The organism is Pseudomonas batumici, from assembly GCF_000820515.1.
GTDB lineage: Bacteria > Pseudomonadota > Gammaproteobacteria > Pseudomonadales > Pseudomonadaceae > Aquipseudomonas > Aquipseudomonas batumici.
In genome coordinates this window covers 25873-48138 of record NZ_JXDG01000047.1, presented here as the reverse complement: position 1 = coordinate 48138, position 22266 = coordinate 25873, and the positions used below count along the sequence as shown (strand labels likewise).

21 protein-coding genes are annotated in these 22266 nt (G+C 63.4%); 13 read left to right on the top strand and 8 right to left on the bottom strand.

The features are described from left to right. The first annotated feature begins 41 nt into the window (after window positions 1–41). Window positions 42–1271 carry an acyl-CoA dehydrogenase gene (locus tag UCMB321_RS18185; protein ID WP_040069471.1) on the top strand — a complete coding sequence of 410 codons (1230 nt, stop codon included), beginning with the start codon at window positions 42–44 and terminating at the stop codon, window positions 1269–1271. An 11-nt stretch (window positions 1272–1282) separates the two neighbouring features. Here UCMB321_RS18185 and UCMB321_RS18180 read toward each other — a convergent pair whose 3' ends face one another. Next, a complete protein-coding gene (locus UCMB321_RS18180; RefSeq protein ID WP_040069469.1) occupies window positions 1283–2617 on the bottom strand; it encodes a substrate-binding domain-containing protein in 1335 nt (444 codons plus the stop codon). 266 nt (window positions 2618–2883) lie between these two features. Then, entirely contained in the window at window positions 2884–3696 is an 813-nt protein-coding gene (gene xthA / locus UCMB321_RS18175) for an exodeoxyribonuclease III (RefSeq protein WP_040069467.1), read from the bottom strand. Between the two features lie 136 nt (window positions 3697–3832). Here xthA and UCMB321_RS18170 point away from each other — a divergent pair, with 136 nt between their 5' ends. The 3 genes from UCMB321_RS18170 to UCMB321_RS18160 all read left to right on the top strand — a co-directional run bounded on the left by UCMB321_RS18170 (window position 3833) and on the right by UCMB321_RS18160 (window position 9949). After that, window positions 3833–4483 (top strand): GNAT family N-acetyltransferase, encoded by a 651-nt coding sequence (locus tag UCMB321_RS18170; RefSeq protein WP_040069465.1) that lies wholly within the window; start codon window positions 3833–3835, stop codon window positions 4481–4483. A gap of 70 nt (window positions 4484–4553) precedes the next feature. Continuing rightward, on the top strand, window positions 4554–6281 hold the full coding sequence (locus tag UCMB321_RS18165) for an autotransporter assembly complex protein TamA (protein ID WP_040069463.1): 1728 nt from the start codon (window positions 4554–4556) through the stop codon (window positions 6279–6281). Continuing rightward, window positions 6278–9949, top strand: coding sequence for a translocation/assembly module TamB domain-containing protein (locus UCMB321_RS18160; RefSeq protein ID WP_040069461.1), 3672 nt, complete (start codon window positions 6278–6280; stop codon window positions 9947–9949). The genes UCMB321_RS18165 and UCMB321_RS18160 overlap by 4 nt, the downstream gene beginning before the upstream one ends. A gap of 57 nt (window positions 9950–10006) precedes the next feature. Here the strand turns inward: UCMB321_RS18160 and UCMB321_RS18155 are convergent, their stop codons facing one another. Then, window positions 10007–11002 carry an aldo/keto reductase gene (locus tag UCMB321_RS18155; protein ID WP_040069460.1) on the bottom strand — a complete coding sequence of 332 codons (996 nt, stop codon included), beginning with the start codon at window positions 11000–11002 and terminating at the stop codon, window positions 10007–10009. Between the two features lie 106 nt (window positions 11003–11108). On the opposite strand from UCMB321_RS18155, the gene UCMB321_RS18150 reads away from it, so the two are divergent. Beyond that, window positions 11109–12020 carry a LysR family transcriptional regulator gene (locus UCMB321_RS18150; protein ID WP_040069458.1) on the top strand — a complete coding sequence of 304 codons (912 nt, stop codon included), beginning with the start codon at window positions 11109–11111 and terminating at the stop codon, window positions 12018–12020. 34 nt (window positions 12021–12054) lie between these two features. Here UCMB321_RS18150 and UCMB321_RS31085 read toward each other — a convergent pair whose 3' ends face one another. Further along, complete coding sequence (locus UCMB321_RS31085; protein WP_167337447.1) at window positions 12055–12192, bottom strand: hypothetical protein; 138 nt, start codon at window positions 12190–12192, stop codon at window positions 12055–12057. Window positions 12193–12359: 167 nt separating this feature from the next. On the opposite strand from UCMB321_RS31085, the gene UCMB321_RS18145 reads away from it, so the two are divergent. Then, the gene (locus tag UCMB321_RS18145; protein WP_040069456.1) at window positions 12360–12548 is read left to right on the top strand and encodes a hypothetical protein; all 189 of its coding nucleotides are present in this window, start codon (window positions 12360–12362) and stop codon (window positions 12546–12548) included. A gap of 2 nt (window positions 12549–12550) precedes the next feature. Here the strand turns inward: UCMB321_RS18145 and UCMB321_RS18140 are convergent, their stop codons facing one another. After that, window positions 12551–12958, bottom strand: a complete 408-nt coding sequence (locus UCMB321_RS18140) for a fe2+ zn2+ uptake regulation protein (RefSeq protein WP_040069454.1) — start codon at window positions 12956–12958, stop codon at window positions 12551–12553. Between the two features lie 307 nt (window positions 12959–13265). On the opposite strand from UCMB321_RS18140, the gene UCMB321_RS18135 reads away from it, so the two are divergent. The 3 genes from UCMB321_RS18135 to UCMB321_RS18125 all read left to right on the top strand — a co-directional run bounded on the left by UCMB321_RS18135 (window position 13266) and on the right by UCMB321_RS18125 (window position 15871). Further along, window positions 13266–14192 carry a carbon-nitrogen hydrolase family protein gene (locus UCMB321_RS18135; protein ID WP_040069451.1) on the top strand — a complete coding sequence of 309 codons (927 nt, stop codon included), beginning with the start codon at window positions 13266–13268 and terminating at the stop codon, window positions 14190–14192. Window positions 14193–14428: 236 nt separating this feature from the next. Further along, window positions 14429–15214, top strand: coding sequence for an OmpA family protein (locus UCMB321_RS18130; protein WP_040069447.1), 786 nt, complete (start codon window positions 14429–14431; stop codon window positions 15212–15214). Window positions 15215–15229: 15 nt separating this feature from the next. Further along, complete coding sequence (locus tag UCMB321_RS18125; RefSeq protein WP_040069446.1) at window positions 15230–15871, top strand: NADH-quinone oxidoreductase subunit E; 642 nt, start codon at window positions 15230–15232, stop codon at window positions 15869–15871. Window positions 15872–15980: 109 nt separating this feature from the next. On the opposite strand, the gene UCMB321_RS18120 is transcribed toward UCMB321_RS18125, so the two are convergent. Next, on the bottom strand, window positions 15981–17033 hold the full coding sequence (locus UCMB321_RS18120; protein ID WP_040069444.1) for an aldo/keto reductase: 1053 nt from the start codon (window positions 17031–17033) through the stop codon (window positions 15981–15983). A 178-nt stretch (window positions 17034–17211) separates the two neighbouring features. On the opposite strand from UCMB321_RS18120, the gene UCMB321_RS18115 reads away from it, so the two are divergent. From UCMB321_RS18115 to UCMB321_RS18100, 4 genes are all read left to right on the top strand, one after another. After that, window positions 17212–17928, top strand: coding sequence for a helix-turn-helix transcriptional regulator (locus UCMB321_RS18115; protein WP_040069441.1), 717 nt, complete (start codon window positions 17212–17214; stop codon window positions 17926–17928). Between the two features lie 55 nt (window positions 17929–17983). Beyond that, on the top strand, window positions 17984–18325 hold the full coding sequence (locus UCMB321_RS18110; RefSeq protein ID WP_040069438.1) for a nuclear transport factor 2 family protein: 342 nt from the start codon (window positions 17984–17986) through the stop codon (window positions 18323–18325). Between the two features lie 47 nt (window positions 18326–18372). Further along, on the top strand, window positions 18373–19503 hold the full coding sequence (gene zapE, locus UCMB321_RS18105) for a cell division protein ZapE (RefSeq protein ID WP_040069436.1): 1131 nt from the start codon (window positions 18373–18375) through the stop codon (window positions 19501–19503). Between the two features lie 160 nt (window positions 19504–19663). Next, window positions 19664–20578, top strand: a complete 915-nt coding sequence (locus UCMB321_RS18100) for a universal stress protein (RefSeq protein ID WP_040069434.1) — start codon at window positions 19664–19666, stop codon at window positions 20576–20578. A gap of 47 nt (window positions 20579–20625) precedes the next feature. On the opposite strand, the gene UCMB321_RS18095 is transcribed toward UCMB321_RS18100, so the two are convergent. Together UCMB321_RS18095 and fnr are read right to left on the bottom strand one after the other, a co-directional pair. Next, window positions 20626–21195 (bottom strand): GNAT family N-acetyltransferase, encoded by a 570-nt coding sequence (locus UCMB321_RS18095; protein ID WP_052451294.1) that lies wholly within the window; start codon window positions 21193–21195, stop codon window positions 20626–20628. Between the two features lie 180 nt (window positions 21196–21375). Then, entirely contained in the window at window positions 21376–22131 is a 756-nt protein-coding gene (fnr, locus tag UCMB321_RS18090; RefSeq protein WP_040069433.1) for a fumarate/nitrate reduction transcriptional regulator Fnr, read from the bottom strand. Between the last annotated feature and the right edge of the window lie 135 nt (window positions 22132–22266).

Sequence of the window (22266 nt, the reverse complement as noted above, 5' to 3'; positions counted from 1 at the left end):
ATTTCATGACCCCGCCCACCGACTCAAGAAGGTAGCTGCCCATGGATTTCGCCTATTCGCCCAAGGTTCAGGAACTGCGTGAACGCGTGACCGCGTTCATGGACGCTTATGTGTATCCGGCCGAACCGGTGTTCGAACGCCAGGTCGCCGAAGGCGATCGCTGGCAGCCCACCGCGATCATGGAAGAGCTCAAGGCCCGGGCCAAGGCCGAAGGCCTGTGGAACCTGTTCCTGCCGGAGTCCGAGCTGGGCGCCGGGCTGACCAACCTGGAATACGCACCCCTGGCGGAAATCATGGGCCGCTCGCTGCTCGGGCCGGAGCCGTTCAACTGCTCGGCGCCGGACACCGGCAACATGGAAGTGCTGGTGCGTTATGCCAATGAAGAACAGAAACAGCGCTGGCTGGAGCCGCTGCTGCGTGGAGAGATCCGCTCCGCCTTCGCCATGACCGAGCCGGACGTGGCCTCGTCCGATGCCACCAACATGGCCGCCCGTGCCGAGCGCCAGGGCGATGAGTGGGTGATCAACGGCAAGAAGTGGTGGACCTCCGGTGCCTGCGATCCGCGCTGCAAGATCCTGGTGTTCATGGGCCTGAGCAACCCGGACGCACCGCGTCACCAGCAGCACTCGATGATCCTGGTGCCGGTGGACACCCCCGGGGTGAAGATTGTCCGTCCGTTGCCGGTGTTCGGTTACGACGATGCGCCCCACGGCCACGCCGAGGTGCTGTTCGAGAATGTGCGGGTGCCTTACGAGAACGTACTGTTGGGTGAGGGCCGTGGCTTCGAGATCGCTCAGGGACGCCTTGGCCCGGGGCGGATTCACCACTGCATGCGGTCCATCGGCATGGCCGAGCGGGCGCTGGAGTTGATGTGCAAGCGTGCGGTCAACCGTACCGCATTCGGCAAGCCACTGGCCCGCCTGGGCGGCAATATCGACAAGATCGCCGACTCGCGGATGGAGATTGACATGGCGCGCCTGCTGACCCTGAAGGCGGCCTACATGATGGACACCGCCGGCAACAAGGTGGCGAAAAGCGAGATCGCCCAGATCAAGGTGGTGGCGCCGAACGTGGCCCTGAAGGTGATCGACCGGGCCATCCAGATCCATGGTGGGGCCGGGGTGTCCAACGATTTCCCGCTGGCCTACATGTACGCCATGCAGCGTACCCTGCGCCTGGCCGACGGCCCGGATGAAGTGCACCGGGCGGCGATCGGCAAGTACGAGATCGGCAAATATGTACCGCGGGAGATGATGCGTTCGGAGCGCTGAGCCCCGCAGCGTTAATACACCCAGACCTCGACCCGACGGTTCTTGATGCGGCCTTCATCCTCGGTGTTGGCCGCCACCGGCATCTGCGCGCCGAGGCCCTGGATGTCGCGCAACACCACGCCGCCTTTCACCAGTTCCCGGCGGACCGCCATCGCCCGCAGCTTGGACAGCAGGGCGGCCCGGGCCGGGTCGTTCTTGGCGTCGCCAAAGCCCACCAGGGTCACCCGTTTGTTCAGCTTGCCCTGGGCCCGCAGGTAATCCAGGACCCGCAGGACATCCTGGCGCGCCTTGTTGTCCAGGCTGGCGCTGCCTTCCTCGAAGCGAAAATTCACTGACAGCCGTTGCGCCTCTTTCGCCAGGGCCTGGTATTGCGCTGACATGGCCGGGCCGGGAATCACCGGCATGGCCTGCACCGTCTGCGCGACAAAGCCGTTGCCGGCGACAATCGCCTGGCCTGCCGGGCTTTGCGCGAAGCGCACCAGGGAATCGGCCCAGGGGTTCTGGCGGTTCGGCGGCAGGTAGAAGAACAGACGCCGCGACAGCGGATAATCCTCGGTGGCGATCAGGCTGGCGAGGGGCGGCATCGCCTGCGAATCACCGTCGACGATGGCCACGGCCTTGGCCTGGCGGACGTAGGGCAGGCCGATGAAACCGATGCCCTGATGATCCTGGCTCACCGCATCGGACAGCTGTTCACTGGATTCGAAACGCTTCGCGCCGGCCGCCAGGGACTTGCCGCGGCGGGTCAGCACCAGGTCCTTGAAGGTGTCCCAGGTCCCGGACTTTTCGTCCCGGGCATAGAGATGGATGGCACCGCCGATACCACCCAGTTCTTCCCAGGTTTTCACTTCGCCGGAAAAGATGCTCGCCAGGTCCTCGGTGTTCAGCCGGGTCAACGGGTTTTGCGGATGAAGGATGATGGCCACGCCGTCGATGGCGATCACTTGTTCGGCGTCGGGGCTTTTCAGATCCCCGAGGCTTTCGAGGTCCTGCAGTTCCGTGTCCTTGATCGGTCGTGACGACGCGGCCAGGTCCGCGCTGCCGGCTTTCAGGGCGGCGAAGCCGGTGCTGGAGCCATGGGCGGCGACTTCGACCCGTACCCGGCGGCCCTGTTCGGTGGTGGCGAGAACGCGCTGCTCATTGTCCTTGCCGGTGTCGGCCAGGTGCACGCCATGCAGGCCCTGTTCCTCGAGCCAGCCCTTGACCAGCGCCGGGCCGAGGTTGGCGCCGATGGTGTTGGAGCCCTGGATGCGCAGGGCGGGGCCGTCGTCGGGAGGGGCGGGCAGGGCCGCCAGGGTCAATGCGGGCAGGCCGCAGAGAAGCAACAGTGAGAGCGCGCGCAGCATGGGGCCTGCACCTTTAATGGGCCAAAGTGCTGCGAGAATGAGTCGGAAAGGTTTCAGTTAAATGACGCTCGACTATGACTGCTCGAGCACGTGAGCGCATCCTTGATCACGGCACGCCCCCTGTAGGAGCCAGCTTGCTGGCGATAGCGGCCGGTCAGGCGATGCAAGGCTTACTGGCCTCATCGCCAGCAAGCTGGCTCCTACAGGGATCGCGTTGACCCTGGTTGTGAGTCAAGACGCTATCCAGGTGTCCGGAAGAACGGGGATCAGCCCAGTTCCAGCCAGATCGGTGCGTGGTCGGAGGGTTTCTCCATGGCCCGCAACTCATAGTCGACCCCGCCGGCCTTGATCCGTGGCAGCAAACCGTTCGAGGCCATGATCACGTCGATCCGCAGGCCGCGCTTGGGCTCGTCTTCAAAGCCGCGGCTGCGGTAGTCGAACCAACTGAAGCGGTCGTTCACCTCGGGGTGCAGGTGCCGGAAGCTGTCCACCAGTCCCCAGTCCTTCAGGCGGCCCAGCCATTCACGCTCTTCCGGTAGGAAGCTGCACTTGCCGGCTTTCAGCCAGCGTTTGACATTCTCGGCACCGATACCGATATCGCAGTCTTCCGGGGAAATATTGATATCGCCCATCACCACCAGCGGCTGGTCATGCTTGAAGCGGCTTTCCAGCAGCTGTTGCAGGTCCTGGTAGAAGCGTTCCTTGGCCGGGAACTTGGTCGGATGGTCGCGGCTTTCACCCTGGGGGAAGTAGCCGTTCATGATGGTCACCGGCGTGCCGTTTTCGTCGGCGAAGGTGCCCCAGATAAAACGCCTCTGGGCCTCGTCGTCGTCGCTCTCGAAACCCTTGTGCAGGCTCAGCGGTGGCTGGCGCGACAGCAGCGCCACGCCGTAATGGCCCTTCTGGCCGTGAAAGTGCACGTGATAGCCCAGGGCTTCGACTTCGGCCTGGGGGAACTGGTCGTCGGCGACCTTGGTTTCCTGCAGGCCGATGACGTCCGGCTGGTGCTTCTCGATCAGCGCCGCCAACTGATGGGGCCGGGCGCGCAGGCCGTTGATGTTGAACGAGACGATCTTCATGGGCGACAGTCCTAGCAAAACAGCGATGCTAGCCGACAAGTCCGACGACGGCCAGCGTGGCGGGACTACCGATGCGCTGCTAACGTTGCTCTCAGACCGTTGCGGCAGCGCGCCGCGGCCAGGGAGGTTGCCCCTCATGCCGGATATGCCAGAGATCACGGCCCAGATCCATCTGCTCGATGGCGGTTATTCACGCGAAGCCCGCTCGCTGTTGTACCACGCCTATCGGCATGAACCGACCTTCGCCTACCTGTTCGAGGCCGAGCGCCCGGGCTACGAACAGCGGATCCGGGCCACGGTGCGCGAGCGGGTCAAGCAGCACTTTCTCGAGGATCTGCCGGCCATCGGCCTGCTGGTCAACGACCGCCTGATCGGCCTCGCGCTGATCGCCCCGCCACAACGCCGCCTGGACATTACCGAAAGCTGGGTCTGGCGCATGCGCATGCTGTTGGGCACCGGTTTTCGCTGTACTCGCCGTTACCTGGAGTACCAGCACGCGGTGCTGGCCTGCCTGCCGGCGGAGTCGGTGCATGTGCTGCCGCTGCTGGGCATCCACCCGCAGTTCCAGGGCCAGCACTATGGCGAACAATTGCTGACGGCGGTGCACAACTGGTGTGCCGAGGACCCGCATTCCCAGGGCGTGGTGCTCGATACCGGCAACCCGCACTACCTGGAGTTCTACAAGCGACAGGGCTACGAGGAGATTGGCGAAGTGGCCGTGGGACCGATCCGCGAGCACGTGTTCTACCACGCCAACCCGCAGGTGTTACAAACAGCAATGGCTTGACTGTCGAACTTTCCGGTCGGTTTCGCGTTCTATGACGGCCTTGACCCAGCCCGTGATAGCATCCGCGCCTATGATGTTTTCCAAAAGATGGACCGGCGGTTGGCTTCTGCTCTGTTGCAGCATGGCGGCCTTCGCGCAAAGTGAACTCGATGTACGGGTCAAACCGGCGAATGACGAGTTGAAAGCCAATGTGGAAGGCTACATCGGCAGCCTGGGCAACCGCGGTGAAAATGCCCTGCGGCGTTTCAGCCGTGGCGCGCAGGAGCAGGCGCGCAAGGCCGCCCAGGCGCTCGGCTATTATCAGCCGCGGATCGACAGCGAAGTCGAAGCCGGCAAGACGCCACGGCTGATCCTCACCATCGAGCCCGGCGAACCCGTGCACCTGCGCAACGTCACCGTGCGCATCGAAGGTCCGGCCGCCAGTCTCAAGGCCTTCCGGGTCCCCAGCAGTGACGCCCTCAAGCCCGGTGCCGTGCTCAACCATGGCCACTACGAGGACGCCAAGCGCCTGATCCTCAACCAGGCCTCGCGCTACGGATTCTTCAGCGGGCGCTTCATCAGCCAGAAGCTGTCCGTCGATCCCCGGGCCGGCGTCGCCGATATCGAGCTGATCTACGACAGCGGTTCGCGCTACACCCTGGGCCAGGTGCATTTCGCCGGCGATACGCCGTTTGACGAGGACCTGCTGCACCGCATGGTGCCGTTCAAGCCGGGTACCCCCTACGATTCCGAACTGATCGCCGAGCTCAACCAGGCTCTGCAATCGAGCGGCTACTTCGAAGGCGTGCGGGTGGACGCGGCCCCGCCGGCGGCCAAGGACCAGGTGATCCCGGTCGAGGTCCAGCTCGATACCCGCAAGCCCCGCACCATGGGCCTGGGCCTGGGGTATTCGACTGACGTCGGGCCTCGCGTCAAGGCCAACTGGACTCGCCACTGGGTCAATTCCAAGGGCGACAGCTACGGCATCGAAAGCGAGGTTTCCGCACCCCGGCAGAACATCGGCCTCTGGTACGACCGGCCGCTGGATCCGCCGCTGACCGACAAGTTGCGCTGGGCCGGCGGCTACCAGTACGAAGAAATCGCCCACACCGACAGCCTGAGCAAGCTGCTCACCGTCGGCCCGGAATGGCACAGCAAGTTGCCCAGCGGCTGGCAGCGGGTGATCTCGCTCAAGTGGCAGCGTGAGGAATATCGTCTCGGCGACGATACCGGCATGAGTGACCTGCTGATGCCCGGCATCAGTTATTCCTACCTGCGCAGCGACAACCGCATCGACCCGCACAACGGTTACCGCCTGCAGTTCGACAGCAAGGTCGCCAAGGAAGGGCTGGGCTCGGACAATAACCTGCTGTACGGCACGGCCATGCTCAAGGGCCTGACCACGGTCTGGGACAACCACCGTTTCCTCGGCCGGATCCAGTTCGGCGGCAGCGCCACCAACGGCTATCGGAGCGTGCCGCCGTCCTTGCGCTTCTTCGCCGGTGGCGACCAGAGCGTGCGCGGCTACGACTACCAGAGCCTGTCCCCGAAAAACGCCGAGGGCGACCGGGTCGGCGGGCGCTACATGGTGGCCGGCAGTCTCGAATACCAATATTCCATCGCCGAGAAATGGCGGGTCGCGACCTTCGTCGACCAGGGCAACTCGTTCAATACCCTGGAGTTGCCGAGCCTCAAGACCGGCGTCGGCATCGGCGTGCGCTGGGTCTCGCCGGTGGGGCCGATTCGCCTGGACCTGGCCCATGCGCTGGAAGATCCCGGCGGCATCCGTCTGCACTTTTCCATGGGGCCTGAGCTGTGAAGCGTGGTTTGAAAATACTCGGCCTGGCGCTGCTCGCGCTGATCCTGTTGTTGCTGGTGTCGGTTGGCCTGTTGTTGGGGACCCAGGTCGGCGGTCGCTGGGCACTGGCGCAAGTGCCGGGGCTGACGGTGGAAAATTTCCAGGGCCGACTGGGCGGACAGTGGAGCGCTGATCATCTGCTCTGGCAGCAGGGTGGCAATCGGGTCGAACTGCAGCAGCCGCGGTTCGATTGGGCGCCGCTGTGCCTCACGCACTTTGTGCTGTGTGTCGACCAACTGGAAGTTGAGCGGGTCGACCTGCAGTTCGAGCCGGGGGCGCCTGCCGAGAGCGGGCCGCTGACCCTGCCGGACCTCAAGCTGCCGCTGGCGATCCAGTTGGGCCAGGTGCGCATCGGCAGCCTGTGGCTCGATGGCAGCGAGCAGCTCAAGGAGCTGCAACTGGCCGCGCACTGGACCGCCAAGGGTTTGCAGATCGATACCGTGCATCTGCAGCGCGACGACCTCAGCCTGGACCTGTCCGGCGTGCTGCAGCCGAGCGGCGACTGGCCGCTGATGGCCGAGGGCAAGCTGCTGTTGCCGGCCCCGGGCGGTGTGCCCTGGGCCCTGGCGCTGGACGTGCGCGGCGACCTGCTCAAGACCCTCAAGCTCAAGGCCGCCAGCAGCGGTTATCTCCAGGGCCAGCTCAGCGGCGAGCTGGAGGCCCTGGCCGAGCACCTGCCGGCCCGGGTGCGGATCACCGCCGACGGTTTCAAGGCCAGCGCCGAGTTGCCGGATACCCTGCAACTCAATCAGCTCGAACTCAGCGGCAGCGGCAACCTGAAAGACGGTTACCAGCTTCAGGGCAAGGCCGTGCTGCCGGCCGAGCAAGGTCCCGTCGACCTGGCCCTGCAAGGTCGGGTCGATGCCCAGGGGGCGCAAATCGCCGCGTTGGACCTGACGGCCAGTGCCAACCAGCGGCTCAAACTCAGTGGTGAGCTGGACTGGCAAAAGGGCTTCAGTGCCGACGCCAAGGTCGACTGGCTGGACTTCCCCTGGCACCGCCTCTACCCGCTGATCGAAGAGCCGGCGGTCAAGGCGCGGACCTTTGTCGGTGAAGTGCATTACCGCGATGGCAATTACCTGGGCTACTTCCAGGCCGACCTCGACGGCCCGGCGGGCAAGTTCAACCTGCTCAGCCCTTTCAGTGGCGACCTGAAACAGATCGCCTTGCCACAGTTCGAACTGACGGCGGGGCAGGGCAAGGCCAGCGGGCACCTGAACCTGCAATTCGCCGATGGCATCGCCTGGGACACTGCCCTGGACCTGAGCGCGCTCAACCCCGCGTACTGGATGGCGGAGTTGCCCGGAACCCTGGCCGGGCCGCTGCGCAGCAAAGGCGAATTCAAGAACCGGCAGCTGGTCCTTGATGCAACTGTCGATCTCAAGGGCAAGCTGCGCGGGCAGCCGGCGCAGCTCCAGGCCAAGGCCGGCGGCAAGGACGAGCAATGGACCCTCGGTGCCCTCGATATCCGCCTGGGCGACAACCGCATCCAGGGCAGCGGCAGCCTGCAACAGCGGTTGGCCGGGCAGCTTGATCTCGACCTGCCGCGCCTGGGCCAGCTCTGGCCGCAGTTGCGCGGGCAACTTAAAGGGCGGGTCGATCTCGCCGGCAGTCTCAAGGCGCCGCAAGGCAAGGTCAGCCTGCACGGTCAGCAACTGGTGTTCGCCGACAACCACCTGCAGGGCCTCGGTCTCGAGGCCAGCCTCGACGGCGCCCAGCGTGGACGGCTGGACCTCAAGGGCGACGGTATCCAGGTCGGCGACACGACCTTGGGTAACCTGACCTTGCAGGGGCAGGGCGATCTCAAGCGCCAGCAGGCGCAGCTCGATCTGCAAGGCCCGCTGCTGAAGTTGGCCCTGGGCCTGGACGGCGCGCTCGACAAAGGCAACTGGCGCGGGCGCCTGGTCTCGGGCGACATACAGACCGGCGGCCAGGACTGGAAGCTGCAGAACCCGGCCAAGCTCGAATACCTCGCCGATGGTCGGCTGAACTTTGGCAGCCACTGCTGGCTGTCGGGGCAGGCCAGCCTGTGCGGCGAGGACCAGCGGCTGATGCCCGAACCCCGGCTGCGCTATCACCTCAAGCAGTTCCCCCTGGAAAGCCTGGCGCAATGGTTGCCCCGCGACTTCGCCTGGCAGGGCCGGCTCAATGCCGACCTGCAACTGGACCTGCCGGCCAGCGGCCCCAAGGGCCAGATCATGATCGATGCCAGCGGCGGCACCTTGCGCATGCGCGAACGGCGCAAGTGGCTGGATTTCCCCTATGAGACCCTCAAGCTCACCAGCAACCTGACGCCCCGGCGAGTCGACACGGTCCTCGATTTTCGCGGTGGCAAGCTGGGCGAACTGACGCTCCAGGCGCAGATCAATCCCCTGGCCAGGAACAAGCCCCTGAGCGGCGATTTCCGCCTCAGTGGCCTGGACCTCAGCGTGGCCCGGCCTTTTGTGAGAAAGGTCGACACCCTGGCCGGTCGCCTGGACGGCAGCGGGCGCTTGTCCGGCGGCTTGCTGGCGCCCCAGGTCAACGGCAACCTGACGTTGAGTGGTGGTGAGGTCTCGGGGTCGGAAGTGCCCACCACGATCAAGGACCTGCGGGTGCAGGCGCAGATCGCCGGGGAAAACGTCCAGCTCAACGGCAGTTGGACCGGCGGCGACGCCGGGCACGGCAGCCTGGCCGGGCATATCGATTGGACGAATGCGTTGCAGCTGGAATTGGCGATCAAGGGCTCGCAGTTGCCGGTCAGCGTCGAGCCGTACGCCACGCTGGAAGTCGCGCCGGACCTGACGGTGTCGATGCACGGCGACAAGCTGGCGATTGCCGGCAAGGTGCATGTGCCCAAGGGCGCGATCACCGTGCGCGAGCTGCCGCCGTCGACGGTCAAGGTCTCGGACGACACGGTGATCGTCGGCCATCAGACCGAAGCGGGCAAGCCGCCGTTGGCGATGTCCATGGATATCGACGTGCTGGTGGGGGAGGACAAGCTCAGCTTCAACGGTTTCGGCCTGAGTGCCGACTTGCAGGGGCAGGTGCATATCGGTGACAACCTCGACACCCGTGGCGAGCTGCGACTCAATGACGGGCGTTACAACGCCTATGGCCAGCGCCTGACGATCCGACGGGCGCGGTTGCTGTTCGCCGGCCCCATCGACCAGCCTTACCTGGATATCGAGGCCATTCGCCAGACCGGTGACGTGGTCGCCGGTATTCGCCTGAGCGGCAACGCCGAACAACCGACCACGCAGATCTTCTCGGAACCGGCCATGAGCCAGGAGCAGGCCTTGTCCTACCTGGTGCTGGGGCGGCCGTTGAGCACCACCGGCGAAGACAGCAACATGCTGGCCCAGGCGGCGTTGGGGTTGGGCTTGATGGGCAGTTCCGGGGTGACCGGCGACTTGGCGAAGAACCTGGGGATCGAGGATTTCGCCCTCGATACCCAGGGCAGTGGCAACACCACGGCGGTGGTGGCCAGCGGCAAGATCACCGAGAAGCTGAGCTTGCGTTACGGGGTGGGGGTGTTCGAACCGGCCAATACCATTGCCTTGCGCTATTTGCTGAGCAAGCGCGTGTACCTGGAGGCGGCGAGTGGGGTGGCCAGTTCCCTGGATATTTTCTACAAGCGCGATTTCTAGTTATTCACCTTCTCCCTGTAGGAGCAGCCGGTCGACGCTCCTACAGGGGGAGGGGGCTCAGCGATTGAGACCCTGCATCACCGCTTCCGGATAGCGCAGCCCCGCCGTGGCCCCCGCCGGGAAAATCGCCTCCAGGGCCTGCAACTCGGCGCGGCTCAATCGTACCTCCAGCGCCGCCACGTTCTCTTCCAGGTACTTGCGCTGCTTGGTCCCGGGAATCGGGATCAGGTAGTCGCCCTGGGCCAATACCCAGGCCAGCGCCAGTTGTCCGGCACTTACGCCTTTTTCCGCGGCCAGTGCCTGCACCTGCTCTACCAGCCGCAGGTTGCGGGCGAAGTTCTCGCCCTGGAAACGCGGGCTGAAACGACGATAGTCATCGGCGGCGAAATCGTCCGGGCTCTTCAGGGCTCCGGTCAGGAAACCACGGCCTAACGGGCTGTAGGGCACAAAGGCAATCCCCAGGCGCTGGCAGGCGGCCAGGCAGCCGTTGTCCTCCTGGTCGCGGCTCCACAAGGAGTACTCGCTTTGTAGGGCGCTGATCGGATGCACCCGGTGCGCCCGCTCCAGGGTCTCGACCGACGCCTCGCTCAGGCCCAGGTAACGAACCTTGCCGGCCTTGACCAACTCTGCCATGGCGCCGACGGTTTCCTCGATGGCCACGTCCGGGTCGATGCGGTGCTGGTAGTACAGGTCCAGCGTCTCCACGCCAAGGCGCTTGAGGGTGCCGTCGATGGCCGTGCGAATGTATTCCGGCTTGCCGTTGACCCCCCGGTACGACGGATTGGCCGGGTCGCGCAGGATGCCGAACTTGCTGGCCAGGAACACCTGGTCGCGCTTGCCGGCGATGGCCTGGCCGATCAGTTCTTCGTTGCTGTGGGGGCCGTACATGTCGGCGGTGTCGAGCAGGGTCACGCCCAGCTCCAGGGCCCGGTGCAGGGTAGCGGTGGCTTCGCGGGTGTCGCTGCCGGTGGTGTAGAAATCGGTCATGCCCATGCAGCCGAGGCCGATGGCGGAGACTTGCGGGCCGTTCTTGCCGAGTTGACGGGTGTACATGGCGTGAGCTCCTGTGGGATTTCGTGCAGTGTGAACCTCGACAAAAGCGCGATAAACCGGCTAAAAGCACTATCACTATTCGTAAATTAAAAATAATGGAGGGCCGATGGATCGCTTCAACGCCATGCGGGTCTTTACCCGTATCGTCGAGCTGGGCGGTTTCGCCAAGGCCGCCGACAGCCTGCAAGTGCCCCGGGCCTCGGTGACGGTGCTGGTCAAGCAACTGGAGGCGCACCTCGGTGTGCAGCTGCTGCACCGCACCACCCGCCAAGTCAGCACCACCCTCGACGGTGCGGCCTATTACCAGCGCTGCGTGCAACTGCTGGCGGACCTGGAGGAGACCGAAGCGGTGTTTTCCGCCGCCCGGCAGAATCCGCGCGGCACCCTGCGCGTCGACATGCCGGCGGGGATCGGGCGCTTGATCGTGATTCCGGTATTGCCGGAGTTTACCGAGCGCTATCCGCTGATCGACTTGGAAATCGGCCTGAATGACCGGCCCGTGGACCTGATCCGTGACGGCGTCGACTGCGTGCTGCGCGGCGGTCAGGCCCTGGACGATTCGCTGGTGGCCCGGCCGCTGGTGCTGGTCGAGCAGGTGACCTGTGCCAGTCCGGCGTATCTCGAGCGCATGGGCATGCCGACTTCGCTGGCGGACCTGGAGGGGCACCTGATGGTCGAGTACTTTTCCAGCGTGACCGGCAAGCGCTTCGGCCTCGAGTTCCAGCAGGCCGGCCAGTTGCAGGCGATCGACCTGCCCAAGCGCCTTTCGGTCAGCAGTGCCGACGGTTACCTGGCGGCGTGTGAGGCCGGGTATGGGCTGGTGCAGATTCCTTACTATCACGTGGTCGAACAACTGCGCAGCGGCCAGTTGTGCGAAGTGCTGCGCGATCATCCGCCGCCTGGCTTGCCACTGAGCGCCATGTACCCGCCCCATCGGCAGATGTCGGCGCGGGTCAGGGTATTTGTCGATTGGCTGGTGGAGATCTGTACCCGGCCGGGTACCGGGTTTAGGCGATGAGGGGACGGTCGATTACCGTCCCCGGTGGGTGCGATCAGCGGCGGTAGTAACCACCCCCATCATAGTAACGATGGCCATGATCATGCCAGCCACCCCGGTCGGGAAAGATGATGCAACCGCTCAGGGACATAATGATCAGCAAGGGAATCAGCAGTGTGATTCGACGAAACATGGATAAATCCTCATGGGTGAAGCCGGGAAGCTAAAACATTTCCTCGGCTGTAATATGAGACTCCGCTTGCCTCGTTTAATTCGTTGACCTTTGTCGATCATTGGTATGGATTTCGATACAAACCGGATACATTCATCGCTTCAGGTTTTAACTTTCAGGAATACCCAATGACTCAATCGCAGCGTCTGAAATACTCGATCCTGATTTCCCTGGTGGTGCTGGGAATCATGTTCGGTCTGTCCTATCTGCAAAACATCGGGGTCATCAGCGAGAAGCTGTTCCAGTACATCGCCATCGGCGTGGCAGTGGTCGTGGTGGTGATCAACGGTGTGATGCGGCGCAAGGTCAAGCCCTGAACTCAGGCGTCGAGATCCGTGGCCTGCGGCGCGGCGTCCTGTTGCGCCAGCGTCGCGATCGCATCGGGGTGCAGGCTGTAGCTCTTGTCGGCGTTGAGCACCACGACGCCCTCGCTGCACAGGCGCTTGAGCACCTCGCGCACACTGAGGAAGGACAGGGGAATGCCCAGCTCCAGCAAATGACTGTGCACCCCGCGGACACCCAGCCGGCGATGGTCTTCGTCGGCGCTCAGCAGCGCGTCGATGACTTTGAGCCGGATCAGGCTGGTGCGCAAACCGAAGTGTTTGAGTAATTGACGAATACGGTCGTTGCCGCTGCGTTCGGCAGTTTTGCCCAACATGGCGTCCGAGCTGTAGGAAGGATCGCGTTGCAAAGAAATACCGTCCGTTGACCTGTGCTGGTCGTACATGCAAAAACTCCCTTTCAGTGCCTGATCAGGAATGTGATGTCGGCTCCCCCTGATAAGGACGAGCGAGACGGCTAAATCATGAAGCCTCAAATGTAGAAAATTTGTCGGTATCAGGTCGCAAGCAGGTGATGGCACCTGGTTATGCCTGAAGTTTCATGTTCGGACGTGTCTCCATGGAAGTCTTGAGCCGCTTTGGATCCATTATCATGATATTTTTCCGGTTCATATCATTCAGTTCTGAAAGTGGCTTTATTCATGATCCGGGTCGCCGCGACAATCGGCACCTCACCTTCATGGAGTTCACGTCATGCCCAAGTCCATCGTCGCCGCACTGCAAATAGGTTCCTCGCCAGCCGGCAAGGGAGACACCCTGGAACAGATTCTCGGCTATGAGGCGGCGATCATCGAGTCCGGCGCCAGCCTGGTGGTGATGCCCGAAGCACTGCTGGGCGGTTACCCCAAGGGCGAAACCTTCGGTACCCAACTGGGTTATCGACTGCCCGAGGGGCGCGAGGCCTTTGCCCGTTACCATGCCAATGCCATCGATGTGCCGGGCACCGAGACCGAGGCACTGGCGCAGCTGTCCGCGCGCACCGGCGCGAGCCTGGTGCTCGGGGTCATCGAACGCGCTGGGCATACCTTGTATTGCACGGTGCTGTTCTTCGAGCCCCAGGGCGGGCTGGTGGCCAAGCACCGCAAGTTGATGCCCACCGGCACCGAGCGGTTGATCTGGGGCAAGGGCGATGGCTCGACCTTGCCGGTGGTGGAGGGCAAGGCGGGGCGTCTCGGTTCGGCGGTCTGCTGGGAAAACTACATGCCGCTGTTGCGTACGGCCATGTACGCCAAGGGCGTGGAAGTCTGGTGCGCGCCGACCGTGGATGAACGGGAGATGTGGCAGGTCAGCATGCGCCATATCGCCTGTGAAGGCCGTTGCTTCGTGGTCACGGCCTGCCAGGTGCAGCCTTCGCCGCAGGCGTTGGGGATTGAGGTGGCCAACTGGCCAGCGGAGCGTCCGTTGATCAACGGTGGCAGCCTGATTGTCGGGCCCATGGGCGAGGTGCTGGCCGGGCCGTTTGTCGGCCAGGCCGGCCTGTTGACCGCGCAGATCGACACCGATCAACTGGTCCGCGCCCGCTATGACTTCGACGTCACCGGCCACTATGCCCGCCCGGACGTGTTCGAGTTGCAGGTGGACGAGCGGGCCAAGCCCGGCGTGCGTTTTATCCAGGAATGATCAGCACAACCGTTGCCACTCTTCGCGGGTGATTTCCCAGATATCACAGGGCAATCGCCCGCTGACGAATTGAGGTTCGTCGGCGATCGGCTTCTTTGTCGAGGGGCACGGAATTCTGACTGTCAGAGTTGTGAGCGCCGTTATATTGACGGCTCGCTTCTATTACCTACACTTGATATCACCTGCCTCAGCATTTTTCGCAGTCCGTTGGTTTTCCTACGTTAAGGAGAAGACAAATGGCTCGCTCGAAAAACTGGTGGTGGGGTTTACCGTTACTCGCTTTGCTGTGGTTGGCCGCTATTTGGATAACAACGCCTGAAGTCGAACAGGATTTGCGGACCCGCGTGGGGAGTGCAACCGATAGTGCTCCCATTGTTGTCGCCGGGCGTGACGTGACCCTGCCCAACTCAATTAAACAAGCCCGTGACGCCGCTGACCAAACCCAGGGTGTAAGACAGGTTATCGACACCCTGGGCGATCAGCCCGTGACACAGGCCGATAACACTATCGGCCACCCTCCCGAAGTCGTCCCCCCTGAGCCGTCCCTGGAGCCGTCCCCCGCGCCGACAATCGCTGCCGATGAGCCCCAGGCCATTCAACAAAGTTCCACCGGCAGTCTCGACCCCAAGGCCTGTGAACAACAATTCGCCGCTGCGCTGAATCAATACAAAGTGCAATTCGACACGGCCCGGGACATCTTGTCAGCGGCTTCGAAAACCGCGCTTGATGCATTGGTTGCCACGGCCAGACAGTGTCCCGACGAACAGATCGAAGTCGATGGCTACAGCGACAACACCGGTAAAGCGGCCTTCAATCTGGCACTTTCCACGCGCCGGGCCGAGGCCGTGGTCAGATATCTGGCACAACATGGCGTCACGCCAGAACATCTGAAAGCGGTGGGATTCGGAGAAGCCAATCCAGTGGCGTCGAACGACACGCCTGAAGGCCAGGCACAAAATCGTCGGATAGAAGTGAAGGTGACGGATGACAGCCATGTAACACCCTCGACTGACGCTAAATAACCAGGAGAAGCCATCATGAGTTATTTACTTGAACAGTATTGGGGCTGGATGCTGCTGGCATTGATCCTGGGTTTGCTCGTGGGCTGGATCACCAGTCAGGCCGCGCGCCAGTACCACTGGATCGCCGGCTGGTTGAACGTGACGTTATGGGTCTTTGCCGTTGGCGTGATTGTCGCCTTGCTCAAGTGGTTGCCGGGGCGTGCGGGGTTTTGGCTGGAAACCGCCTTGCTGCTGTTTGCGGCTTACCTGGTCGGTTGTTGGTTCAGCGCCTGGATTCACGCCAGGCTGGCTGCCGATGCCGCCTCCAGCAGCACGGACTTGAGGCCCGGGGCCCGGGCAGCGGCAACCGATGCCGCTGGCGTTGGCAGCCGTCCGCTGATCATGGAAAAACCCACCGGCACGCTGGATAACCTGAAGTTGATCTCAGGTGTTGGGCATAAGAATGAAGCCGTGCTGCACGAGCTGGGTATCTACCGGTTTTCCCAGATTGCCCAATGGACGGAGCCGCAAGTGCACTGGATAGAGCATTACTTCAGCTTTCCTGGGCGGGTCGAGCGTGAGGACTGGCGGGGTCAGGCCCGGGTGCTGGCGCAAGGTATTGAAACCGAGTTTGCCAAGCGGGTGAGAAGAGGGGAGGTCGATACCTCTGAGGATTGATGTCGCAATACCGTTCAGTCAAGGCCGGACACTGTCCTTGTAGGAGCCAGCAAGCCGGCTCCTACAGGTTACGTGCTGGGCCTTGACTGAATGGCTACAGGACGTGCGCTCACACCACCGGGATGATCGGCAGGTCGAAAGTCTCGCTGCCGCGGTAGCGTGCCGCCGAGCCGGCGATCATTTCATGGGGCACGCCCAGCGTTACCGCGCTGACTTCATCCAGGCGCGCCAGATGTTCGCTGCCAAGGCTCAGTTGCAGGGCGCCCAGGGTCCCATCCAGTTGCTCGCGGGTGCGCGGCCCGAGGATCGGGATCAGGCTGGTGGTCGAGCGTTTGGCCTTCTCCCGTAGCCAGGCAATGGCCACATGGGTCGGGGTGGCGCCGAGTTCCGCCGCCACCGCCAGCAAGGTGTCGATCAGGCGGCTTTCGCGGGCGCTGTTTTCCGTGTGGATCAGCATGCCCAGTTTGCTCGCCCGGGTGTTCTCGTTGCCCTGGCGATATTTCCCGGTGAGGAAGCCGCCGCCCAGGGGTGACCACAGGGTCGCGGCCAAGCCCAGTGCCTCGGCCATCGGCAGCAGTTCACGGTCGGCGCTGCGTTCGGCCAGGCTGTACTCCACCTGGATCGCGGCGATCGGCGCAAAGCCGCGCACTTCGGCCAGCAGGTCGGCGCGGGCGATGCGCCAGGCCGGGAAGTTCGACAGGCCGGCGTAGAGAATCTTGCCCGAACGCACCAGGTCGTCGAAGCCGCGGAGGATTTCCTCCATGGGGGTCAGGCCATCGCTGATATGCGCCCAGAACAGGTCGAGATGTTCGGTGTTCAGGCGTTTGAGGCTTTCCTCGACGGCGCGGATCATGTTCTTGCGATTGTTGCCGGTGTGGGAAACGCCGGCGGCGGGCGTGGTGCCCATGGTGTATTTGCTCGCCACCACCAGACGGTCGCGCTCGGCGGCGATCAACTCGCCGAGAATGACTTCCGACTGGCCGGCCTGGTAGCCGTTGGCGGTGTCGATAAAGTTGCCGCCGGCTTCCAGGTAGCCGTCGAAGATCCGTTTCGACTCGTCACGTTCGGCCCCGTGACCCCAACCGGTACCAAAGTTGCCGGCGCCCAGCGCCAGTTCGGATACACGCAAGCCGCTGCGGCGGCCCAGGACTTTGTAGTGCATGGGATGACTCCAGGGTAGGTCGGGAAGGCTCGGGCGGTTAAATGTTAGTCGACATTCATTAAATATGATGCTTGTAATAAAATGCGTCAAGGGGTTTCCCGGTCCACCGCATTACTGACAATCTCTGACAGGGGGCTCTGCTAAGCTGCGACTTTCTTCCGGCAAGAGGTCGCCCTCCGTGTCCCGCACTTCGCGTCTGCTGACCTTGCTCCAGGTCTTGCGCGCCAAAAGCCGTCCGGCCACCGCCGCGGCCTTGGCCTGCGAGCTGGAGATTTCCGAACGCACGGTCTATCGCGATATCGCCGAACTCACGGCCCTGGGTGCGCCGATCCAGGGGGAGGCGGGCGTTGGCTACGTCTTGCGCAGCGGTTTGTTCCTGCCGCCATTGATGCTCAATGCCGATGAGGCCGAGGCCGTCGTGCTGGGCCTGCAGTATGTCGATCAGCGTGGTGACGAGGTACTGAGCAAGGCCGCCTCCGATGCCCTGGCCAAGATTGCCGCGGTGCTGGCGCCGGCCGCCCAGGAGGCCCTGCGCAATCCGACCCTGCTGCCCGGACCGCGCGGTTATGGTTACCCGGACAATGCCGTGCCGCTGAATGTGTTTCGCCAGGCCATTCGCGAGCAGTCCAAGCTCCACATCGACTACGCCGACGTGAACCAGGTGCCCAGCCAGCGGCTGATCTGGCCCCTGGCCCTGGGTTTCCTGAACGAGGCACGGGTGGTGGTGGCCTGGTGTGAACTGCGTAACGCCTTTCGGACCTTTCGCACCGACCGGATCGCCGCGGCCCGGGAGCAGGGCGAACGTTATCCGGGGCGGCGCAGCGACCTGCTACGGCAATGGCGCAAGCAGTTCGACCAGGATGAACACGAGCGCTTCACTCCTGACAAGAATTGACAGGCGAGTGTTCTAGGATGGCTCCACCTTCCACCAGCAAGGAGCTGTAAACAGCATGACCACTCAAACTTCGGTGCTCGCCCCGGCCATCGAGGCCTATATCAGCGCCGCCAATGCCCGCGACAGTTCGGCGGTGGCCAGTTTCTTCGCCGAGGACGCGAATGTCTTCGACGAAGGCCATCACCGGGTCGGCACCCTCGCCATCGCCCAGTGGATGGACGAGACCGCGCGTAAATACCAACCCCGGGTCGAAGTCCTGGACGTGGCGCAACGCACCGGCAAGGTGCTGGTCAAGCAGCTTGTCTCGGGGACTTTCCCCGGCGGTTCGGTGGAGTTGCGCTACGTGTTCCGGCTCAATGAGCAGGGCAAGATCGCCCGGCTGGATATTTCCCTCTAGGACAAGCTGGCATACTGCACGGCCCCGGTTTCGAGCCTGTGCCAACCATGCCTGTCGATTCTCCCCTGAGTGCCTACCGCGCCGCCGTCGAGCAGCGCGGTTTTGTCCATGACCCGGCCCAATGGCAGGCGGTGCAGGCCTTGCAGCGCTGCCATGAGATGCTGCACCAGGGGCGGTTGCCCAAGGGGGTCTACCTCTGGGGGCCGGTGGGGCGGGGCAAGACCTGGCTGATGGATCAGTTCCACCAGACCTTGGGCGTGCCGTCGCGGCGTCAGCATTTCCATCACTTCATGGGTTGGGTTCACCAGCGATCGTTCCAGCTGAGCGGTATCGCCGATCCGCTGCGGGCCCTGGCCCGTGAACTGGCGCGGGAGGTCCGGGTACTGTGCTTCGATGAATTGTTCGTCAACGATATCGGCGATGCGATCATCCTCGGGCGGCTGTTCCAGGTGATGTTCGACGAGGGCGTGGTGATCGTCTCCACCTCCAACCAGCCACCGCGGCAACTCTATGCCGATGGCTTCAACCGCGAGCGCTTCCTGCCGGCGATTGCCGCGATCGAGCAGCACATGGACGTGGCCGATGTCGATGGCGGCGAGGACCACCGCCTGCATCCGGGGGCCGGGGTGCAGCGTTACTGGGTCGAACCCGAGGGGCACTCGGCGCTGCTGGCCGAAGCCTTCAAGGCGCTGACCGCCGGGCAGCCGCTGTCCGGCGAACCGGTCGCCATGGGCTACCGGACCCTGGCGGTGGTGCAGGCCTCGCCGAGCGTGCTCTGGTGCCGCTATGCCGCGCTGTGTGAGGAGCCCTTGGCGGCCATGGACTTCATGGCGCTGTGCGATCGTTATACGGCGATTTTCCTCAGCGAGGTGCCGAACCTCAGCGCCTGCCAGCGCCCGGGACGGATCGCCCGCGGCACCGAGGACGCGGCGCGGCGCGTCGAGGCCGGGGATCGCGAGTTGCCGCAGTTATCGAGACACGACGACAGCGTGCGCCGCTTCATCGCCCTGGTGGACGAGTGCTACGACCGCAAGGTGCCGCTGTACATCGCCGCCCAGGTGTCGCTGGATGAGCTGTACACCGAAGGCTACCTGGCGTTTCCGTTCCGCCGGACCCTCAGTCGCTTGCACGAGATGCAGTTGCAGCGGTTCACCCCGCTGTCAGCCAGCCCTGGATAACCGAGCCGTCGCCGTGACCGCCTTGACGTAAATCAAGCCTGCAGAGCCGGGGCGCTCCATCATGGATACAACGTCTCGATCCCCGCTGGCGGCGAGATTTGCCCCATGGTACTGAACCGCTGCCACTGGGAGCCGGGGACCCGTTACCCAGAGGTGCGCCATGTCCGACTACCACCGCATTCTTTTGCTGGCTCCGCCTGAGATGAGCCGCAGCCCCGCCTTCGAGCGGGCTACCGAACTGGCCCTGTCCACGGGGGCGGCCTTGCATATCCTGGCCTTCGACTATGTGTCGACCCTGGATGTGGCCACGCTGTTCGACCAGAAGGCCATGACCCAGGCCCGTGAGGGTTATCTGGAACTGCATCGCCGCTGGCTGCATCAGGAGACGGATCGCCTGCGGGGCAGGGGCCTGGATGTGAGCTGCAATATTTTCTGGTGCCATCATCCGTTGCTGCCGATCATCGAGTATATCCGTGACCTGGATATCGACCTGCTGGTCAAGGACGTTCACCGGGAACCCGGGCTCAAGCGACTGTTCGCCACGCCGCTGGACTGGCAGTTGCTGCGTGATTGCCCGGTCCCCGTGCACCTGGTGGCCGGTCACACCCACCCGTTGCCACGCCATGTCCTGGTGGCGGTGGATCTGGGCCGGGAAGCGGCCGAGGAAGCGTTCAACGACACTCTGGTCGAGGCGGGGCAGGCATTTGCCCGGCAATGCGCGGCGACTTTCAGCCTGGTGCATGTGCATGACAAGTCCCGTTCCTATGTCCATGAGATGGGCTGGGGCACCTTGCCAATGGCCGAAGGCCTGGAAATGGCCAGCCGTGCCGATGAACAGCAGGCCTTCAAGGCCTTGGCGCAACGCAACGGGGTCGAGAAAAACCAGCGATACTTCCTCATGGGCTCGGTCATCGAGACCCTCGGCGCTTTCGTCGATCACAACGGGGTGGATGTCATGGTCATGGGCACCCGCCATTCCCATGGGCTGGACAGCATCCTCGGCAGCACGGCGGAGAATATCCTCTACCGCAGTGCCTGCAGCCTCCTGGCGCTGAGCCCGGAGCGTCTTGCCTGAACGAGTGCCGCGCGAGGACCGGGCAGAGCGGCCCCCGCCGGGAGCGGTCAGTCTTGCAGCGAGAGCCGATGAATGACCTGGGTTGCATCGTCGGGATCGCGCTCGCGGCTGAAGTGCAGGTCGTCGGCCAGCTTGCGCATGTGCACATTGGACGCGCTGTCGATGGAGTACATCCGGGTGAAGTGGTTCTTCCGTGCCGCCGCGATCAGGTGCTTCATCAGCAGGGTTCCCAGGCCGCGGTGTTGCCAGTCATCGGCGACGGTAATGGCACACTCGCATTCGTGCTCGGCACCGGAGGCGGCGTAGCGGCTGATCCCCACTTCCTGCAACACGCCATTGTCATGGGCCAGGGCCACGTAGGCCACGCGGTTGTGGGTGTCGACATTCATCAACTGGTTCATCAGGACCGGGCCGGGATCGACGATTTCTCCGAGAAACCGCTGGTGGCGCGATTCCGGGGACAGTCGCTGGATAAAGGCCTTTTCCCGCTCGCGGTCCTCGGCGCGCAGCGGCCTGATCAGGACATGGCTGCCGTCCTGCAGGGTTTCGATCCAGTGTTCGCCTGTCACCGACGAAAAGTCAGGCAGATTCAGGGGAGGGGGATTGAGCTCGGGCATGATCAGAACTCCTCGAACGGGTGTGGTCGTGAACCGGTATCGGTGTTCTGTTTCTACGCCCCGGCGACTATTCGCGCTTGACTCAAATCAAGGACGGTACAACTCATGGAATGCTGTGCGATATAAACAAGATAAACCCGGAACCTCGGACGCTTCGGCAAGGCGCTGACCCGTTCCTGGTTACAGCGGAGTGCCATGGTGGCCGCAACCGGCGATCAACCCCTTCAGACCCTCCAGATCAAGGATCTTCACCTCCCGGGCGTGGACTTCCAGCAGGCCCAGTTCGCGCAGCCGGGCGATCCCGCGGCTGATGGTTTCCAGGCGCAGGCCCAGGTACGAGCCGATTTCTTCGCGACGCATTCTCAGGATGAAATTGAACGGCGAATAGCCGCGCAGGGACAAGCGTTGCGAGAGGTTGAGGAAGAACGCGGCGAGGCGCTCGTCCGAGTTCATATTGCCCATCATCAGCAGCAGGTTATGGTCTTTGACGATTTCGCGGCTCATCAGTTTGTTCAGGTTGTGCTGCAAGGAGGGCAAGTCCCGGGACAGGCGCTCCAGCTGGGAGAACTGGAGCGGGCAGACTTCGCTGTCCTCCAGCGCCACCGCGTTGCAGGAGTGCCGGTCGTCGCTGATGGCATCCATGCCGAGAATTTCCCCGGACATCTGAAAACCGGTGACTTGCTCGCGGCCGTCCTCGGAGGTCAGGGTGGTCTTGAAAAAGCCCAGGCGTACCGCGTACAGCGCATGCAGGGGATCGCCCTGGCGGTAGAGGGTGTTGCCTTTCCTGACCCGCACGCGCTGCACGATCAGGTCGTCCAGACGCTTGACTTCGAAGTCGTTCAAGCCCAGGGGCAGGCACAGCTCCAGCACGCTGCAATTGGCGCAGGCCGACTTGAGGCCCACGGGCTTGGGCTTGATGTTATTGCAATCGGTCATTGGAATTCCTCTGCATCAGGAGGAGAGTGTCCGTCCCGGATTGGAATACCGATAAAACAGGTGGTCGTCGGATGAGCCTAGCAGTTGTGATCGATTGTTCGAGATAAATCAAGCACGCACCCCTGCGCAGATTGC

Bases quoted from the DNA above. Each gene is read 5' to 3' on its own strand.
- UCMB321_RS18150 (WP_040069458.1), top strand. From the start codon at position 11,109: ATGGATCGCTTCAACGCCATGCGGGTCTTTACCCGTATCGTCGAGCTG.
- fnr (WP_040069433.1), bottom strand. From the start codon at position 22,131: ATGACCGATTGCAATAACATCAAGCCCAAGCCCGTGGGCCTCAAGTCG.
- UCMB321_RS18140 (WP_040069454.1), bottom strand. From the start codon at position 12,958: ATGTACGACCAGCACAGGTCAACGGACGGTATTTCTTTGCAACGCGAT.
- UCMB321_RS18120 (WP_040069444.1), bottom strand. From the start codon at position 17,033: ATGCACTACAAAGTCCTGGGCCGCCGCAGCGGCTTGCGTGTATCCGAA.
- UCMB321_RS18125 (WP_040069446.1), top strand. From the start codon at position 15,230: ATGAGTTATTTACTTGAACAGTATTGGGGCTGGATGCTGCTGGCATTG.
- UCMB321_RS18095 (WP_052451294.1), bottom strand. From the start codon at position 21,195: ATGCCCGAGCTCAATCCCCCTCCCCTGAATCTGCCTGACTTTTCGTCG.
- xthA (WP_040069467.1), bottom strand. From the start codon at position 3,696: ATGAAGATCGTCTCGTTCAACATCAACGGCCTGCGCGCCCGGCCCCAT.
- UCMB321_RS18185 (WP_040069471.1), top strand. From the start codon at position 42: ATGGATTTCGCCTATTCGCCCAAGGTTCAGGAACTGCGTGAACGCGTG.
- UCMB321_RS18110 (WP_040069438.1), top strand. From the start codon at position 17,984: ATGACCACTCAAACTTCGGTGCTCGCCCCGGCCATCGAGGCCTATATC.
- UCMB321_RS18135 (WP_040069451.1), top strand. From the start codon at position 13,266: ATGCCCAAGTCCATCGTCGCCGCACTGCAAATAGGTTCCTCGCCAGCC.
- UCMB321_RS18170 (WP_040069465.1), top strand. From the start codon at position 3,833: ATGCCGGATATGCCAGAGATCACGGCCCAGATCCATCTGCTCGATGGC.
- UCMB321_RS18100 (WP_040069434.1), top strand. From the start codon at position 19,664: ATGTCCGACTACCACCGCATTCTTTTGCTGGCTCCGCCTGAGATGAGC.
- zapE (WP_040069436.1), top strand. From the start codon at position 18,373: ATGCCTGTCGATTCTCCCCTGAGTGCCTACCGCGCCGCCGTCGAGCAG.
- UCMB321_RS18145 (WP_040069456.1), top strand. From the start codon at position 12,360: ATGACTCAATCGCAGCGTCTGAAATACTCGATCCTGATTTCCCTGGTG.
- UCMB321_RS18165 (WP_040069463.1), top strand. From the start codon at position 4,554: ATGATGTTTTCCAAAAGATGGACCGGCGGTTGGCTTCTGCTCTGTTGC.
- UCMB321_RS31085 (WP_167337447.1), bottom strand. From the start codon at position 12,192: ATGTTTCGTCGAATCACACTGCTGATTCCCTTGCTGATCATTATGTCC.
- UCMB321_RS18180 (WP_040069469.1), bottom strand. From the start codon at position 2,617: ATGCTGCGCGCGCTCTCACTGTTGCTTCTCTGCGGCCTGCCCGCATTG.
- UCMB321_RS18130 (WP_040069447.1), top strand. From the start codon at position 14,429: ATGGCTCGCTCGAAAAACTGGTGGTGGGGTTTACCGTTACTCGCTTTG.
- UCMB321_RS18155 (WP_040069460.1), bottom strand. From the start codon at position 11,002: ATGTACACCCGTCAACTCGGCAAGAACGGCCCGCAAGTCTCCGCCATC.